General features: G+C 43.2%; 16 protein-coding genes and 1 tRNA gene. 12 read left to right on the plus strand and 5 right to left on the minus strand.

What is annotated here, in order from left to right; genetic code table 11:
* Window positions 1-499 precede the first annotated feature (499 nt).
* The 3 genes from pdxH to ACOJUO_RS22280 all read left to right on the plus strand — a co-directional run bounded on the left by pdxH (window position 500) and on the right by ACOJUO_RS22280 (window position 2,622).
* Window positions 500-1,135: a pyridoxamine 5'-phosphate oxidase gene (gene pdxH / locus ACOJUO_RS22270; RefSeq protein WP_422134095.1), complete on the plus strand. Its 636-nt coding sequence runs from the start codon at window positions 500-502 to the stop codon at window positions 1,133-1,135.
* Entirely contained in the window at window positions 1,132-2,028 is an 897-nt protein-coding gene (locus ACOJUO_RS22275) for a DNA replication terminus site-binding protein (protein WP_422134096.1), read from the plus strand. The genes pdxH and ACOJUO_RS22275 overlap by 4 nt, the downstream gene beginning before the upstream one ends.
* Before the next feature lie 210 nt (window positions 2,029-2,238).
* Entirely contained in the window at window positions 2,239-2,622 is a 384-nt protein-coding gene (locus ACOJUO_RS22280) for a hypothetical protein (RefSeq protein WP_422138199.1), read from the plus strand.
* 67 nt (window positions 2,623-2,689) lie between these two features.
* Here ACOJUO_RS22280 and ACOJUO_RS22285 read toward each other — a convergent pair whose 3' ends face one another.
* Window positions 2,690-2,947, minus strand: a complete 258-nt coding sequence (locus tag ACOJUO_RS22285) for a GrxA family glutaredoxin (protein ID WP_317146159.1) — start codon at window positions 2,945-2,947, stop codon at window positions 2,690-2,692.
* Between the two features lie 314 nt (window positions 2,948-3,261).
* Here ACOJUO_RS22285 and ACOJUO_RS22290 point away from each other — a divergent pair, with 314 nt between their 5' ends.
* The gene (locus tag ACOJUO_RS22290) at window positions 3,262-3,504 is read left to right on the plus strand and encodes a hypothetical protein (protein ID WP_422138200.1); all 243 of its coding nucleotides are present in this window, start codon (window positions 3,262-3,264) and stop codon (window positions 3,502-3,504) included.
* A 4-nt stretch (window positions 3,505-3,508) separates the two neighbouring features.
* On the opposite strand, the gene ACOJUO_RS22295 is transcribed toward ACOJUO_RS22290, so the two are convergent.
* From ACOJUO_RS22295 to ACOJUO_RS22305, 3 genes are read right to left on the minus strand one after another with little or no spacing between them, the layout of a single operon-like run.
* Window positions 3,509-5,710 carry a tRNA(Met) cytidine acetyltransferase TmcA gene (locus tag ACOJUO_RS22295; protein WP_422138201.1) on the minus strand — a complete coding sequence of 734 codons (2,202 nt, stop codon included), beginning with the start codon at window positions 5,708-5,710 and terminating at the stop codon, window positions 3,509-3,511.
* Window positions 5,703-6,632 (minus strand): sulfurtransferase, encoded by a 930-nt coding sequence (locus ACOJUO_RS22300; RefSeq protein ID WP_422138202.1) that lies wholly within the window; start codon window positions 6,630-6,632, stop codon window positions 5,703-5,705. Before ACOJUO_RS22300 ends, ACOJUO_RS22295 begins: the two co-directional genes overlap by 8 nt.
* 53 nt (window positions 6,633-6,685) lie before the next feature.
* The gene (locus ACOJUO_RS22305; protein WP_422138203.1) at window positions 6,686-7,303 is read right to left on the minus strand and encodes a peptidylprolyl isomerase; all 618 of its coding nucleotides are present in this window, start codon (window positions 7,301-7,303) and stop codon (window positions 6,686-6,688) included.
* 215 nt (window positions 7,304-7,518) lie between these two features.
* Here ACOJUO_RS22305 and ACOJUO_RS22310 point away from each other — a divergent pair.
* The 3 genes from ACOJUO_RS22310 (at window position 7,519) to ACOJUO_RS22320 (ending at window position 8,603) form a co-directional block, all read left to right on the plus strand.
* A tRNA-Pro gene (locus ACOJUO_RS22310) sits at window positions 7,519-7,595 on the plus strand.
* 205 nt (window positions 7,596-7,800) lie between these two features.
* Window positions 7,801-8,142, plus strand: a complete 342-nt coding sequence (locus ACOJUO_RS22315) for a DUF4258 domain-containing protein (protein ID WP_422138204.1) — start codon at window positions 7,801-7,803, stop codon at window positions 8,140-8,142.
* 17 nt (window positions 8,143-8,159) lie between these two features.
* Entirely contained in the window at window positions 8,160-8,603 is a 444-nt protein-coding gene (locus ACOJUO_RS22320; protein WP_422134103.1) for a helix-turn-helix domain-containing protein, read from the plus strand.
* 51 nt (window positions 8,604-8,654) lie between these two features.
* Here the strand turns inward: ACOJUO_RS22320 and ACOJUO_RS22325 are convergent, their stop codons facing one another.
* Window positions 8,655-8,840, minus strand: coding sequence for a hypothetical protein (locus tag ACOJUO_RS22325; protein ID WP_422138205.1), 186 nt, complete (start codon window positions 8,838-8,840; stop codon window positions 8,655-8,657).
* A 978-nt stretch (window positions 8,841-9,818) separates the two neighbouring features.
* On the opposite strand from ACOJUO_RS22325, the gene neuB reads away from it, so the two are divergent.
* The 5 genes from neuB (at window position 9,819) to ACOJUO_RS22350 (ending at window position 14,872) form a co-directional block, all read left to right on the plus strand.
* Window positions 9,819-10,856: an N-acetylneuraminate synthase gene (gene neuB / locus ACOJUO_RS22330; protein WP_422138206.1), complete on the plus strand. Its 1,038-nt coding sequence runs from the start codon at window positions 9,819-9,821 to the stop codon at window positions 10,854-10,856.
* Window positions 10,857-10,926: 70 nt separating this feature from the next.
* Entirely contained in the window at window positions 10,927-12,093 is a 1,167-nt protein-coding gene (gene neuC / locus ACOJUO_RS22335; protein WP_422138207.1) for a UDP-N-acetylglucosamine 2-epimerase, read from the plus strand.
* Window positions 12,093-12,773, plus strand: a complete 681-nt coding sequence (locus tag ACOJUO_RS22340) for a cytidylyltransferase domain-containing protein (protein ID WP_422134106.1) — start codon at window positions 12,093-12,095, stop codon at window positions 12,771-12,773. The genes neuC and ACOJUO_RS22340 overlap by 1 nt, the downstream gene beginning before the upstream one ends.
* Complete coding sequence (locus tag ACOJUO_RS22345; RefSeq protein ID WP_422138208.1) at window positions 12,754-13,404, plus strand: tetratricopeptide repeat protein; 651 nt, start codon at window positions 12,754-12,756, stop codon at window positions 13,402-13,404. Before ACOJUO_RS22340 ends, ACOJUO_RS22345 begins: the two co-directional genes overlap by 20 nt.
* A 1-nt stretch (window position 13,405) precedes the next feature.
* A complete protein-coding gene (locus tag ACOJUO_RS22350; protein WP_422138209.1) occupies window positions 13,406-14,872 on the plus strand; it encodes a hypothetical protein in 1,467 nt (488 codons plus the stop codon).
* Window positions 14,873-14,903: the final 31 nt, after the last annotated feature.

A 14,903-nucleotide genomic window follows, 5' to 3' on the forward strand; every position in this document is an offset into this window, starting at 1 on the left:
ATCAATTACCCTACCTCAAGGGACAGGGCATGAAGTGAGTTCTGTGGTCCGTTCACCGCATCGACGGAGAAAAACCCTCAGAGATGAAACTCTTCCACCTTCAAGCATCTGCCCCCACACACTATTATAATCTTGAACAAGAGGCTGTATTCTCATTGATATAGACCAGCTCAACAAATCGTATTAATACCAATGAACACAGTACTTTCAACCAATAAAAACTCGCACAACGAGAAATAAACCAGAACTTCAAATAAAAACAAAGTAATACCCTATTCACAAATGCGGCCTTTTAAAAAAACACGTGTAATCAGGGCATTAGGTTAACGGTGTCGTTAATCATTTTCTATTAATTAATACCCAAAATGGTATCGCACTTCGACAAGCCCAATGCAAGGATTCAGGTCTTAAGTACAACTCCACTGACCAGATTTGACAGCGGTTTCACGACCTGACCGGTTCATATACAATAAACTCACTGCATCAGCGAAGTATGAACATGGATATCAGCCATCTGCGAGAGAATTACACTCAGGCGGGTCTCGATCTGGACTCTCTTGATCCCGATCCATTCCAACAGTTTGACCTGTGGTTTCAACAAGCGGTCGAAGCACAACTGCCCGAACCCAACGCCATGAGCCTGGCAACAACATCCAGAGATGGTTTACCCAGCCTGCGCACCGTCCTGCTGAAATACGTAAGCCCCGAGGGCTTTGTCTTTTTCACCAACTACAGCAGTCGCAAGGCTCAGGACATTGCCGACAACCCCAATGTAGCCATTATGTTTCCCTGGGTTGCCCTGGAAAGACAGGTCACTGTTCGGGGTCGGGCCGAAAAGATTTCCAAAACCGACTCGCTAAAATATTTCGCCAGCCGCCCTCACGGCAGCCAGTTAGGAGCCTGGGTTTCACAGCAGAGTTCAGTCATCACTGGCAGAAAAGTGCTTGAGATGAAGCTGGAAGAAATGAAAAGAAAATTCAAGGAAGGCAAGGTTCCTTTACCGGATTTCTGGGGGGGCTATCGGATCATCCCTGAAGCCATAGAATTCTGGCAGGGGCGCCCCAATCGTCTGCACGACCGTTTCCTGTTTAAACGAACAGAATCCAACTGGTCAATAGAAAGGCTGTCACCATGAGTCAGAAGACGGCGGCCAGGATTGCCGTCAGAGACACCCTGATTCATATGGTGACCGTCAACAGACAGTTTCGTGATCAGGTCTATGATGACCAGCTCCTGCCCGTTTGGGTTATGAAATCCCCGGACGAAGACAAGAATGACCGTGCTCTGGCGGCAGAAACCAGCACCCGACTGATCTATACCGATCAACAAAACAAACAGGAAACAGCCCGACTGCCCGGAATAGTTGGCATTGCCAAAGAAACGCTGCAGACGGGTATAAAACTTAACGAAGCCCGGGAAAACTTCAAACAGGCTATGTCCGAGTTCAGGAAACTCTACGGAGACAGTATTGAGGCCATTGAAGAAACCTCGGACGAGATCAGGGAAAAAATGCTCGGCGGCTTGCAGTTTGCCCACATACATTTCGTCCAGAGTTACCGTCAACTAAAACTCTTTGAGACTCCACCCCGTCGCATTGGCTTCAGCTGGGCAGCCCACCACAGCGGCTCTGTGAAGCTTTCTGCAAATGAGGCGATTGATCACCTGCGCAAGAAATACCTGACTTCCAACGCCATCCAGACAGACATCCAGATGCTTGAGCAGATGCCTGCCGCTGAGACCGTTATTATTAAAAGAATGCTGAGCCCTCATCTGCGTGCCAACCTGACCTGGGCAAAGGATATTGAGCAACTGAGAAAAACGGATAAAGATTTTCGCAAACTCTATCCTGGCCAGATCAATACGCCCCTGCCTGTTTTTGTCCAGCTGGAAAAAGGCCAGCCATTACCAGAGTTCAACCGGATCAAACCTTTTGACCCCTCTGCCAAACAGGAGCGACTCACACGCAGTGACACCAGACTGGTGAAAATCTCGGAAAACCCGCACTCTCGAATTTATAAATATGCCTGAACGTGCCTGCTCATCAAAAATGCTTTTCGCTCCGGCCCGGTTTTCCATGGCAATGGCAGGGGCCAGATTCTGATCCCGGTAATGGTTGCACAGACGTTCTTTTTCGGCATCGTCGGCCTGTTGAAAAATGGGTCTGCGGTCTAGTCATGCCAGCTGGTCATAATGTCATCCCTGATCTATGCTGTTTTTTCAGTTTTTGTCGGGGTGGTTATGGAAAAGTCGTTATTTTCAGAGCTCAAGCGTATTGGCATTGATGAAGAACTGGCCAGTAAGGTCAGTGCTTCCCTTGATCCGGAATACAATGCCAGTAAAAAGGATATCCTGATCATGCAGGAAGCCATTATGCAGATACAACTGCAAAGTGAGCGCAATTATCAGTCACTGAGTTCGGATATCAGTGCCTTGCGTACTGAGATGCATAGGGAAATAGCCGGTGTGCGTACTGAGCTGCATAAAGAGATAGCCGGTGTACGTGCTGAAATTACCGATGCTCGAGCCGAAATGGGTTCCTTCACCCGACAATACATCATTACCTTTCTCAGTTTGATAACCACCATTGTCAGCGTCTTTATCATCAACTGGCACTTTCACTAGCGCAAAGGCTCATTGGTTGCAGTGGTTGTGCAGCAGCTGGCAATGGTGCAGCGGCTGGCTGTTGACCTCAGCCTTGCAGGGATTCCACCAACTCTTCTTTCAAATAGGCAGCCAACTCTGTGTAACCGCCAATGTACTTTTGGCCGTGAAAGATCTGAGGCACGGTTTCAACCGGCTTTCCAACGGTTTTTTCCAGATCTGCCTTGGTGATACCTTCCGCATGAATATCCACATACAACATGGGCAGTCCACGGCTTTCCAGCACTTCTTTAGCCCGCACACAGTAGCCACAGCCCGGACGTCCAAAAACGGTAAAACGATCCATAAAATCCACCTAACTCTAATCAGGATTCAAATTCATATAAAAGGATGCCACTGACTATAAACGAGTCAGTGTAATGCCTGAAATCAGTATTTTTTAACGGTTTGATAGAGAAAGTCTATCCGTCATTGCCGAACCTCCTTATTGCCTGTCAGTCCGGCTTCAACAACGGATTGCCCCGTTCTCCCAGACGCCTCTTTTACAGCAGACTGGATTTTCAGCGGTGAACGATTACTTTTTTTTGTTGTCTATATAGTAAGTACCTAACCAGTTTGCATTGAAGTCAACCATTTTCAAGAGTTGAGGAAATATCATTTATGAAAAAGAACTATCCAAAAAACTATCTGATGATTATTTTGGCTGCCGCTTTATTCAGTAGCGCAGTTTGGGCGGCGGATTCTTTAAGAAGCATCATTACAGGCAGGTTTGTGGCTTACCCCGTCCAGAGTAAGGATCAGGATCACAGAATATGGGTTCTGGATTCTGAAAACGGAAACGTTAAGCTTTGCAAGAAAGAGAACTTTGGCGGCGTGGTTAAATGCTCAAATTTCTCTGATTGACTCCTTAAAGCTGGGAGCTACTTTGGCTTTCAGCGATTTTTTGTTGCGTACATAAGCCCCGGACACATTGCTTTAAAAATTGAACGGCCTGCTTTCTGCCCGTCAGGCCATTCGCCCTGGCTATCTCTGACCAGTCATTCAACTGAAGTACTTTGGCTATCAAGACATTCAAAGCGACCTTCGAGACAGAGCTGTCAGAAATTTTTGATAAAAGGAGGGAGCGAATGGCAGGCAGACAACTTTCAAACAGACGATCCGAACAGACAAGAGATTTCAGATCCATCTGATCTCGCTGATCCAGAACCGATTCAATGTTTGAATGACTCAAGCGAAGTATCACTCGAGCCAGATCAGGAGTCATTTCTCTGAATACCCCGGGCAGCTGGATCAGAAAACCTGAAGTAAAACGACACTGCATTTCTTTAACAAGAAGACAAAATGCTTCATTCAGTGACTTCAAAACCATCACTGAATAACAGCCACTGGCCGCTTCACGGGTAATACCCACTCGAACAGGAAGATAGCCCGAACCTCCCCAAAAAGACGCCAGTTCTGAGGTTGCACCAAAGCTACTGCCCAGATAATCCAGTTTTCTGAGCTTTGCCTGCTCTTCAATGCATTTCAACAGATGAGTGCCGAGCCCATTCCCCTGCAATGAAGGATGTACCGCAATTCGAATAACCCTCAAACCTTTAAAGCCTGAAGCCTCCGGAAAACCACAATGATTGCTGAGAGACTGTGGAATAAGATGACCCCGAACCCTGCGCTGCCCAAGCCAGACCGCTTCCTGCAAGTTGTCTTCAATGCCACCTTCCAGCGCCATTAACGCCGTTGCCACGACACGTTCCTGATACCTGAGGCAGTGCACCTCGATATTCGGGCCATCCAGTAAATGCCTGAGATCAAAAGGACGGGTTCGATAATGGGCGAATACCAGCAGACCAAACACATCCGTCAGCAGCTGATCGTCATGAATCAGTTCAGTCGACTCAAGACGATCAAATGAACAGTTCTCAATACCTGCACCCTCTACCATTTCCTCTGAAACAGGTGAGGCATTCAGCATCAACGCTCTGAAAACAAACGCCTCGAAAGGATCATTACCAGCCCAACGGATCGGCTGTTTCAGATGCAGACCCTGCCATTTTGGCGTCAGTTCAGACAGTGTTGACTTGAACTTGATGGCAAAACCCCTGCCCGTTCCTTCATAGCCATGCTGGGTGGATGAGAAAACGATTCTGGAATGATTCCTTAACAATTGGGTCAACAGTGGCACCGGGATAGCAGCGGCTTCATCGACCAGCATTAGGTCGCAACCAGAGTCATCATCAGGATGCAGGAGTTCGTCGGGTGCTTTGAATTCAAGTATACTGCCTTCCCAAAGCAGTTTTCCCCGGCGGACTTCACACCCATCAAGCAATGATTCAGCGGTATTAAAGACGACTTCGGCAGAAGTCAGAGAGGGGGCCGTTACCCATATCCTTGAAAGCCCCGATTGCAGTAAGCGGGCGGAGGCAATACCCAGTGCAGCACTCTTGCCCCGACCACGATCTGCAGTCAGCACTAATGGACGACGCCGATGGCCTTTTGCCACGCGAAGAATAGCTTCAACAGCCCCGGATTGATCCCATGTTCTACAAGCACTGTCGCCTTTTGATCCAGCTTGATAAGAATCAGATAAATCGGTGTAACAAACAGTTTGTTGCCATCGAGCATCGCTGTTCTCGCATAACAGAGAGAGCGTCGTTTCAGACTTGATAAGGTTTGCCAGCCTTTTCAGATAGAGCCCCCCGATCTGCTCAGGCTGATAGGGGTAAACAGTAAGTCTTTTATGGTCCGGGTCGCAGTAATCTGGCCAGTTATCCAGGTCTGGCACCAGAAGTACGAAAAGCCCTCCCCCTTTCAAAGCACCACTGAGTTGACCAAAGGCATCGACATCAAAACCGGAAAAGGCGTTAAATACCAGGAAGTCAATCTCACGCCCTAACCAGCTTGTAGCTTTAGATGCAGAGATCGAACTTTCATTTCCCCGCTTGCGCTCACCTACCCAGAGAGCTTGTAGCTCCGGATTATTTGAGCACAGGAGTGCATTTTGAAACAGGCATTCAGCCTGCTGCTGTGCCCAGACTTCTGTCCCGGATAAAACCAATAGAGCACGATGATTGTTTTCAGCCGCCTGCCTCAGGATGGACTCAACTTTATCCATTTGCCGCCGCAATTTTTTCTAATGCCATCGTAACTATCCATAGTTCAGAATCAGCAGGAATACGGCTACCAAACTGTCTGGCAGGTGTCGCGTGGTTAATGCCTCTTTCTACCGGGAAGCCTGAACCCGTCCAGGCTTTAAGTCCACCATTGAGAAGTCGTACATCTTTGACACCGGCATATTGAAGAACAAACAAAACTCGTGCAGCGGCAATCATATCATCGCCATAAACGACTATAGGCGTATCTTTAGTGATACCCAGCCTGAGCAGGACCGACACCAGTTTTTTTGACTCCTTGATAATCGACTCCAGGCTGCCGGTTTCAACATGCAGGGCACCGGGAATATGCTCAACGACATAGCGAGCCCCCCTGCCCCAGGAGACATCCAGTACCATAAGATCGGAATTTACCTTAAGCTGCTCATCCAGCCACTCAGGTGTAACCAGTCGCTCATAACCCGGCAACTTGGCAGGCTTGCCACCCTGGGTCAGCCAGGAAGAAAAGCCTGCTTCAAACACACGAATCCGATCCTCATTAAAGCCCTGCTCATCCACCAGCCACTGGGCGAGCACCTGGGCATCCTGCTTGTCGCGACCATAAACAACGATATTGTTGTCAGGCGATATTCCCTTACTGGCCAAAAGGTTCTGAACAGGTTCAGGGTCGGCTGTCATCAAAGCCAGGTCAAAGTTTCGGGCACCCGGAATATGCCCCCCATCCGGATCATTACCCGAAGGCCATCCGTTATACCAGTTACTGTCTCGAACATCGACCAGGACCCAGCCCTGCTCCCGGACCAATGCTTCCATCTCAGGTTGATCAACAGATTTTAATGCCAGCCTGCTATTCCAAAAGCTGTCGCAGGCTGTAATAACCGGCAACAAGATGATTAACAGACAATTTTTTGCCCAACGCTTCATGGAACCTTATTTACCTGATAGTTATTGGGGTAACAGCGACGCTTATAGCTGTTTTACTTAATTGGGTTTCTGACTCTTTCAACTGCCAGAATGGTGATCGGGTCAACAGGAACATTTGCATGAGGCCCTCTATTCCCGGTTTTCACGGAAGCTATGGAATCCATAACCTCGTCACCTTTAATCACCTCGCCAAACACTGCATAGCCCGGACGACCCGGACGATTATTCAAAAAATCATTATTAACGAGATTAATGAAGAACTGAGAGGTAGCGCTGTCCGGGTCAGAGGTTCTTGCCATAGCGACAGTGCCACGACTGTTCCTGAGGCCATTACCAGACTCATTCGTGATAGGTGCCTCCGTCGGCTTTTGACTCATATCTGCGGTCATGCCACCGCCCTGAATCATAAAGCCAGGCATCACTCGGTGAAAAACCAGACCTTCATAGAACCCTTGGTCTACATAAGCGAGAAAGTTCTCTACGGTGGCGGGGGCCCTCTCGGGATTCAGGCGAACTGTCATATCACCTTTGCTGGTCTTGATCACTACATCAACAGGCTGCACAGCTTCTGAAGCAGGTTTATCTGGAGCTGTTGCTTTCTGCTCTGCCAGCAGTTGACTGGCAAAGAGTAAAAAAGATAGCGTCAGAACCCTTTTGATTGCATTTAACACTGGCGTTAACCCATAAGAAAGATGATTAAGGTCGTTATCCTACTGGATTCGTCGTTAAGGCTATAGTCTGACACGGAGAAAAAGTAAACATTTCTTCATTTTCTGTTCGCTAATCCATTGTTGTTATAGTGGTTGCTATAGAAGGAAATCAGACTAAGACTTGCAAATCCGCATTAGAAAGGTAATATACAGCTCCGCCGCACAGAGCGGCACGTCGGAGCGTAGCGCAGCCTGGTAGCGCACCACAATGGGGTTGTGGGGGTCGGAGGTTCGAATCCTCTCGCTCCGACCAAATTAACCTTTATTTTCAGCAATTTACAAAAAAATCCTGCATCATAAACCTTCATTTGGCTAACAAGCCATCAAAGAATCTTTCGAACATTTTGGCTTGCCTAAATCATTTGATCATCCTGACTTACTGAACTTCAAAAATTATCTATTTACAACATCAAATAACAATCTATCATAATGATAACTATCAAACTGATAGGTAGTACATGGACTCAAAAAAACCGCATACTGTTGAGGAATTCCCACTCAAGCCGAATTCAGCATTAAATATCGTGCGCGATTTAGCAGACAACCATACCCAGTCTGTCAGATTTAGCCAGCATGCCAAAGATCGCATGCTGGAAAGGGGAGTCAGCAACAAGCAAGTATTCGATGTTTTAGGCTCTCATCGAAGCTATATCACCGAGAGCCCATATCAGACTCCCAGAGGAACATGGAAGTTCAACCTGATGGGCTTTTCTTCTGGTACGGCGATAGAGCTTGTTATCGATATACGTAGACCAGAAGACGCGCCTAGCATTTACATTGTTACAGTTATCGTTAAGTGATGATGGAGGACTGAGATATGAATTATCACTATACAGAGTGTGGTTTATCTTACATTTACCTTGCTGATGGGTACGATATTGAAACCATAGATGGTGAGACTTATGTGGGCGTAGAAGATGTTCATGGTCTTCACCGAATCATTGCCAAATATATTACTGAAAAGAAAACCCCGCTCCTGGGTGAGGAGGTGCGATTTTTGAGAATCGAGTGTGGCATGTCTCAAAAAAACATGGCGGAAATATTGGGTGTTAATAGCCAAACAGTTGCTCGCTGGGAGAAGGATCAAATCGCTATACCAAGAACCTCGGACGCAGTGCTTCGATCTATCTATCTGGAAACCATAAACACGAGCAGCAAAATCAGCTTTTTCCTCAACCTTCTTGCACAGAGCGAAGAGGCACAGGCCATCAAGCAGCTGACGCTCAAGGCTGAAAATAATCAGTGGTCGTTAGCGATTTGACTTGTTCGTGCGCTTCAAGGCTCTATCGGTCCATGCATGGAAACAAGTTGATTACTTGCTGGCAAGGTTGTTGACGATCTGGACCAGCAGCTCTTCAACTTTGTCGAAGCGTCTACTGTGATCCGCCAATTCTTCCCTCACCCATATTTGCCACCTCAGAATCCAGGCCACTGTGCTTTTGAGGCCAGTGAGTATCTGATCGTGCTCACTAAAGCGCCTGTCCATCTCTTTCTTCACCCCGGTGATCTCTTACTTCATCCCCTCCTGTTCCCTGAGAATCAACCCTAGAGTGCCCTCAATACCAACAGGGACCTTGTCGCAATGCTCCCGATTCTTTTCCAATGCCGTGGCTCTAGCCTCAAGAATCATACTACTTCAATTAATGGTTTTTTATTCGAGATCTGAGCATAGCAGATTAAAAGGAGTTGTAACCCTTTCGAACAGTCGAAAGGTTAGCGATCGAAGTCGTGAGCAAAACTTAGGCAAGGCAAATCAGAGATAGGTTCTAGTACTTATTGCATAGGAAATCAATACAGTATAGATTTCAGGGAAATACAAGACTTCTGAATTTCGTGTGCAAAATATATATAGATAATAGAGATCACGATACTTCTCCACCTTTATACAAGGTACTTATTACCTAGCTTATATTCGCACCTTTACGGGAACATAGCAGCAATACGCAATGTAGTAACCCTTAAATCAAGTGTGCAAATACACTATTACTCAAAAAAACATAAAACTTAAAATGCTCAGCCAGATTTCGACATCTGGTTGTTTCAGATCATATCTGTAGGTCAGATGCACAAAACCGATCAAGGTATTGAAAATACACAATAACCTGATCAAAAGATAAATCTTAAAATACTCAGCCAAATTTTCCATCTCGATGTTTCAGTCTATGCGTGCTTGCGTCAGTCTTACAACAACTCACGAAGCAAAACTCGAAGGGCGGTAGCGTTTCAGAATATAAATCATTACGAACCATAGCGTAAATCTACTTATAGCTTGGGGAACAACCCCCTCAAATATCCATTAATCTCAGTCAATAGCGAACCAGAAGATTTGATGGCACAAAAGCCTGATCAGAAAACCATGCATCACACCAGTGATATTAAAAGTGGATTCTAAATTCACAATCTAACCCCTAAATTCTGTATTTGATACTTTAAATAAAGCTCACTTAAAAACAGCCAAAACTTTTAGAGATACAACATGAATGAATTTTTTATCGGTAACAGACGAATTGGTCCAAATGACGAACCACTGGTTATTGCTGAAATTGGAATCAACCACGAAGGCTCATTGAAAACAGCCTTCGAGATGGTAGATGCTGCAGCTGAAGCCGGTGTAGAAGTGGTTAAGCACCAGACCCATGTCATTGAAGATGAAATGAGTGCAGAGGCAAAAAAAGTCATCCCTGGCAATGCAGATATTTCTATATACGAAATAATGGATAGATGCTCACTCAATGAAGAGGAAGAAATCAAACTTAAAGAATATGTCGAAAGTAAAGGTATGATCTTTATTAGCACACCTTTCTCTCGTGCAGCTGCGAACAGACTCAAACGAATGGATATACCTGCCTATAAGATTGGTTCCGGTGAGTGCAACAACTACCCATTAATTGATTATATTGCCTCATTTGGTAAACCTATAATACTCAGCACTGGAATGAATACCATAGAGAGTATTAAAAAAGCAGTCTCTATTTTTGAAAAGCATGGCGTACCATACTCATTGTTACACTGCACTAACGTCTACCCAACACCACCAGAATTAGTCAGACTGGGTGCTATGACCGAAATGCAATCTGCATTTCCGAATGCTGTAATTGGTCTGTCAGACCATACTGTTAATAATTATGCATGTCTGGGTGCCGTAGCACTGGGCGCCAAAATCCTTGAAAGACACTTTACAGATAGAATGGATCGACCAGGGCCAGATATTGTTTGTTCAAATGATTCAAAAACCATGTCTGAGCTAATCTTAGGATCTAAAATCATCCACAAGACTTTGGGCGGAACAAAAACACCGATTAATGAAGAACAACCTACTATAGATTTTGCATTCGCAACAGTTGTTGCAATCAGAGATATCAGAGAAGGTGATCTATTCAGTAAAGACAACATCTGGGTTAAGCGCCCTGGCACTGGTGAAATACTAGCAGAGGACTTCAATTCGTTACTAGGCAAAGTCGCAACACGAAACATCAGCTCTGACGAACATATTAAAAAGTCAGATGTAAATTAACTTGCCCATAAGATCTTTCGAAGTTCATTCGTCAGCTCTTCCTATTCTCTTCTCAACAGAAAAAAAAGTCATGGAGCAACGTAAAATACTATTCCTCACAGGCACACGTGCTGATTATGGTAAAATAAAGCCTTTAATGCTAGCTACTGAAAATCATGAAAGGTTTGAATGCCAAGTATTTATTACGGGCATGCATACACTACAACGTTATGGTTATACTGCCAGAGAGGTTTTAAGCGCAGGTTATAAGTCTGTTTACACATTTATGAATCAACATGTTGGTGACAGAATGGAAATGATTCTGGCTAGCACCATTAAAGGTCTCTCACGCTACATTCATGAAAATAAGCCAGACATGCTCGTCATCCACGGTGATCGAGTAGAAGCCCTTGCAGGCGCCATTGTAGGGGCCCTTACTAATACACTGGTGTGCCATATTGAGGGTGGTGAGCGATCTGGTACGATCGATGAATCTATTCGTCATTCTGTTTCTAAATTATCTCATCTACATATGGTTAGTAATAATGAGGCAGTAAAACGGCTGGTCCAAATGGGAGAAAGGCAAGAATTTATCCATAATATCGGCTCACCCGATATAGATGCCATGCTATCGTCTGACCTGCCTGATTTAGATATAGTGAAGGAACATTATTCCATCCCGTTTGAAAATTACAGCGTTGTTCTATTTCATCCGGTAACCACTGATATTGATAATATGCCAGCCAATGCCAAAGCAATGGTTGACGCTTTATTGAAATGCCAAAAAAACTTTGTGGTTGTATACCCCAATAATGATGAAGGTTCAGATTATATTCTTAAAGAGTATGATCGATTGAAGTACAGAGAAAACTTTAGAATTTACCCTTCTATCCGGTTTGAGTCATTTCTGACGTTACTGAAGAATTCTGAGTGCATAATTGGCAACTCCAGCGCAGGCATTCGTGAAACACCATTCTATGGTATGCCATCAATTAATATAGGTAACCGTCAGAACGCAAGGTATTTTGCAAAGAGCATTATCAATACTGGTTACGATAGCGAAGACATATACAAAGCTATTCAAAAAGCTTCTCGATTTACAAAAACCGTAAGAGACAGCTATTTTGGTGATGGCAATAGTACAGAAAAGTTCATCTCACTTATAGAGAAAGAAGAAATCTGGTCTGCTGCAGACCAAAAACTATTCAATGATGTAGACTTTTCATTAATGGCAACTGTCATCAAGGAAGTAGCCTGATGCAGAAAAATACCTATACCGCCATTATCACTGCCAGAGGAGGCTCTAAAGGGTTACCCCGAAAGAATGTGCTTGACCTTGCTGGTAAACCAATGATTGCACACACTATAACAGCAGCACTGGAAAGCCAATGCTTTGAGCATATTGTTGTAACAACAGATTGCTCCGAAATTAAAGAGGTCAGTTTGACCTGGGGAGCTGAGGTCATTGACCGGCCAGATGAGCTGGCAACAGATTTATCAAGCAGTCTTGATGTAGTCAAACATGCTTTGTTAGAGCTTGTAAATCAAAATAAAGAAACGACGCATTTTATACTTTTGCAGCCAACATCACCTTTGCGTAGTGCTACACACATTAAAGACGCGAAGGAGAAATTCAATGCGTCTAATGCTAAAAGCCTGGTAAGTGTCACCAAAACAGACCACCCTATTCAAAAGAACTTATATTTTCGGAATGGTTTTATTGAACCGGTTTTTGACTGGGCTAGCCTCACAGCCCCAAGACAAAGTTTAGAGTCAACATACTTAATTAATGGAGCAATCTATATATCAAATTGCATCAACTTCATAAAACGATTAGATCTCTTTGAAAAGCCGGTCATTCCATTTGACATGGAACGTAAATTTTCAATTGATATCGATAATATTGATGACCTGGTAAATGCTGAATCCATATTCTAGAGTTAGAGCTTTTTTTATAAGGAAATATTTTTCTTTTTTTGGTAAGAGCTCTGCAAACACTGAAAGACTCATTAAGCTAGCCTGTAGAGTTAGTCCAAGAACATTCCCTTTAGCTGTAAAGTTTTCAAAAGTATACCGTAGTGCTAACAATAATTTCTCTGCTGAAAGAATTATACGCTTTTATGAAATTCATGAGTCCCTTAAAGTTGATATTGCTAGAGAACTTTTTAAAATGAGATCTTTTTATAAAGTTGTAAGACTCTTCTCTAAAGAAAGACATGATGAAATTGAGCATAAATATGGCAAAAATACAGTTGAATTGATAGGTGATTCATATCATGCACTTAGAAATTTTGAACGAGCTTTGGAGTATTATGAGTACATTATAAATACCCATAAAGCGGCTAAATCATCAAGAATAAAGTCTGCTGAATGCCATTATCATTGTGGCAATTTTAAAAAAAGCTTATTCAGGTTAAAGCAATATATAATACGTAACGGTGTCAACCCAAGAAGTAGAATGTTATATAGCAACATAGTTGGCAATCAGGCAAAAAAACAATATGAGAAAAAGCTATTTCTGGAAAACAAGTACGGCCTTAAAATCAACTACAAGCTAGAAATTATTTAATATGGCCTCATTTTCACTGAACCCTAAAGTTGTTGAAGAAAACATCAGTCGAATTGAGCATGAGTTCAATGTAAAAAACATAAGATTTAATGGCTGGTATGTCTGGAACGCTGTAAAGTGCTTGCTAGCAGGTCTTCACCTGTGGTCTTTCGATAGTGCTGGGCTATTGGCTTCGGCCAATAGAAAAACTTATTCAGTTTTTAATAGTGATTCCTCATTTCGTCAAAACAAACTCTTCGCAAAAGAGGTTGGTGATAATTTGCTATTAGCGAAAGAAAAACGCTGCCTTAACAATAATTATGAAATTGTTTTTCTTGAAGCTCTTGATTCATTGGTTTTAAATGAGAGAGGCTCTTCAGAGAACAGGCTTTTTAAGCCTTTTCAAGATGAAATGTCAGAGTTTACACAGTTAAGCATTCTTCCATTTGATAACGGTTTCAGAAAAACCCAATTCGAAAGAGACATATTGTACTATAAGAAACCGATTGATAAATATATACCCAATAATTTTAAAGAACGTAACATACGAGGACTAAAAGAACTCTTCTTTTTCATTAGGAAGAATAAATTATTATGCCCATTCAGTTACGATTATGTTGATAGATGGATTAAATCCATATTTATAAGATCAGATAATTTCATAAATATTCTATCTAACATCTCACCTAAGCTTCTCATGTTGACCAGCTTTTATTCTTCTGAACGCCTGGCTGCGGTTATTGCCTGCAAACAGCTGGGAATAAAAACGGTAGAAGTACAACATGGGATTCTGGGGCCAAACTTTTATAACTTGAAAAAATTTGATCATCAAAAGGATATCTTACCAGATACTTTTTGGGTCTGGGGTGAGTCTTCAAGAAAATACATAAAGCCAGTAAAAGACGATTTAACACCAGAAGTGCTAGTAGGAGGGAAATTAGACTTATTTTCCTATAAGAATGGAAGCAATAAAGAAGGTAAAAAGATCAAGAATATTGTATTTATTGAGCAATATACTCACAACCATACAAAATCAATGATAACCAAGGCCGCTAATACGATAATTGACAATAATCTTCAGGATAAATTTCAGATCTCTTTGAGACTGCATCCTCGAAGTCATCATTTGATAGAAAAATATACAGACTATTTTTCTAGTTATTCTTTTTTTGATATACAAGAAACCACCTCAAAGAATATATACGAACTCTTAAATCAGGCTTATGCGGTAGTTGTTGAAAGTTCTACAGTAGCATATGAAGCCAGTTTTTTCGGTTGTAAAGTCCTAGCCTATGGCGAAAATGCCAAGGAATATTTTTCAGAAGCGATCAGCAAAAAGTTATTTCATCATATCGATGATTACAAAAAGACTGTCGAATACATTGTTAACATGCCTGAGATGGAAAGCGATGGAGACAATCACTTTTTTGTCAATTGCAAAGGGCAGTCAGATTACAATCTGAATAAATTAAAAGAATACATAATTTGATTATTCATTTAATCTTTTTAAAATTTTATAT

Origin of the sequence: Endozoicomonas sp. ALC020 (assembly GCF_049275935.1) — a bacterium.
GTDB lineage: Bacteria > Pseudomonadota > Gammaproteobacteria > Pseudomonadales > Endozoicomonadaceae > Endozoicomonas_A.

What these genes read in the sequence shown, in the direction of transcription:
- pdxH (WP_422134095.1), top strand. Translation starts at nt 500, where the DNA reads ATGGATATCAGCCATCTGCGAGAGAATTACACTCAGGCGGGTCTCGAT.
- ACOJUO_RS22275 (WP_422134096.1), top strand. Translation starts at nt 1,132, where the DNA reads ATGAGTCAGAAGACGGCGGCCAGGATTGCCGTCAGAGACACCCTGATT.
- ACOJUO_RS22280 (WP_422138199.1), top strand. Translation starts at nt 2,239, where the DNA reads ATGGAAAAGTCGTTATTTTCAGAGCTCAAGCGTATTGGCATTGATGAA.
- ACOJUO_RS22285 (WP_317146159.1), bottom strand. Translation starts at nt 2,947, where the DNA reads ATGGATCGTTTTACCGTTTTTGGACGTCCGGGCTGTGGCTACTGTGTG.
- ACOJUO_RS22290 (WP_422138200.1), top strand. Translation starts at nt 3,262, where the DNA reads ATGAAAAAGAACTATCCAAAAAACTATCTGATGATTATTTTGGCTGCC.
- ACOJUO_RS22295 (WP_422138201.1), bottom strand. Translation starts at nt 5,710, where the DNA reads ATGGATAAAGTTGAGTCCATCCTGAGGCAGGCGGCTGAAAACAATCAT.
- ACOJUO_RS22300 (WP_422138202.1), bottom strand. Translation starts at nt 6,632, where the DNA reads ATGAAGCGTTGGGCAAAAAATTGTCTGTTAATCATCTTGTTGCCGGTT.
- ACOJUO_RS22315 (WP_422138204.1), top strand. Translation starts at nt 7,801, where the DNA reads ATGGACTCAAAAAAACCGCATACTGTTGAGGAATTCCCACTCAAGCCG.
- ACOJUO_RS22320 (WP_422134103.1), top strand. Translation starts at nt 8,160, where the DNA reads ATGAATTATCACTATACAGAGTGTGGTTTATCTTACATTTACCTTGCT.
- neuB (WP_422138206.1), top strand. Translation starts at nt 9,819, where the DNA reads ATGAATGAATTTTTTATCGGTAACAGACGAATTGGTCCAAATGACGAA.
- neuC (WP_422138207.1), top strand. Translation starts at nt 10,927, where the DNA reads ATGGAGCAACGTAAAATACTATTCCTCACAGGCACACGTGCTGATTAT.
- ACOJUO_RS22340 (WP_422134106.1), top strand. Translation starts at nt 12,093, where the DNA reads ATGCAGAAAAATACCTATACCGCCATTATCACTGCCAGAGGAGGCTCT.
- ACOJUO_RS22345 (WP_422138208.1), top strand. Translation starts at nt 12,754, where the DNA reads ATGCTGAATCCATATTCTAGAGTTAGAGCTTTTTTTATAAGGAAATAT.
- ACOJUO_RS22350 (WP_422138209.1), top strand. Translation starts at nt 13,406, where the DNA reads ATGGCCTCATTTTCACTGAACCCTAAAGTTGTTGAAGAAAACATCAGT.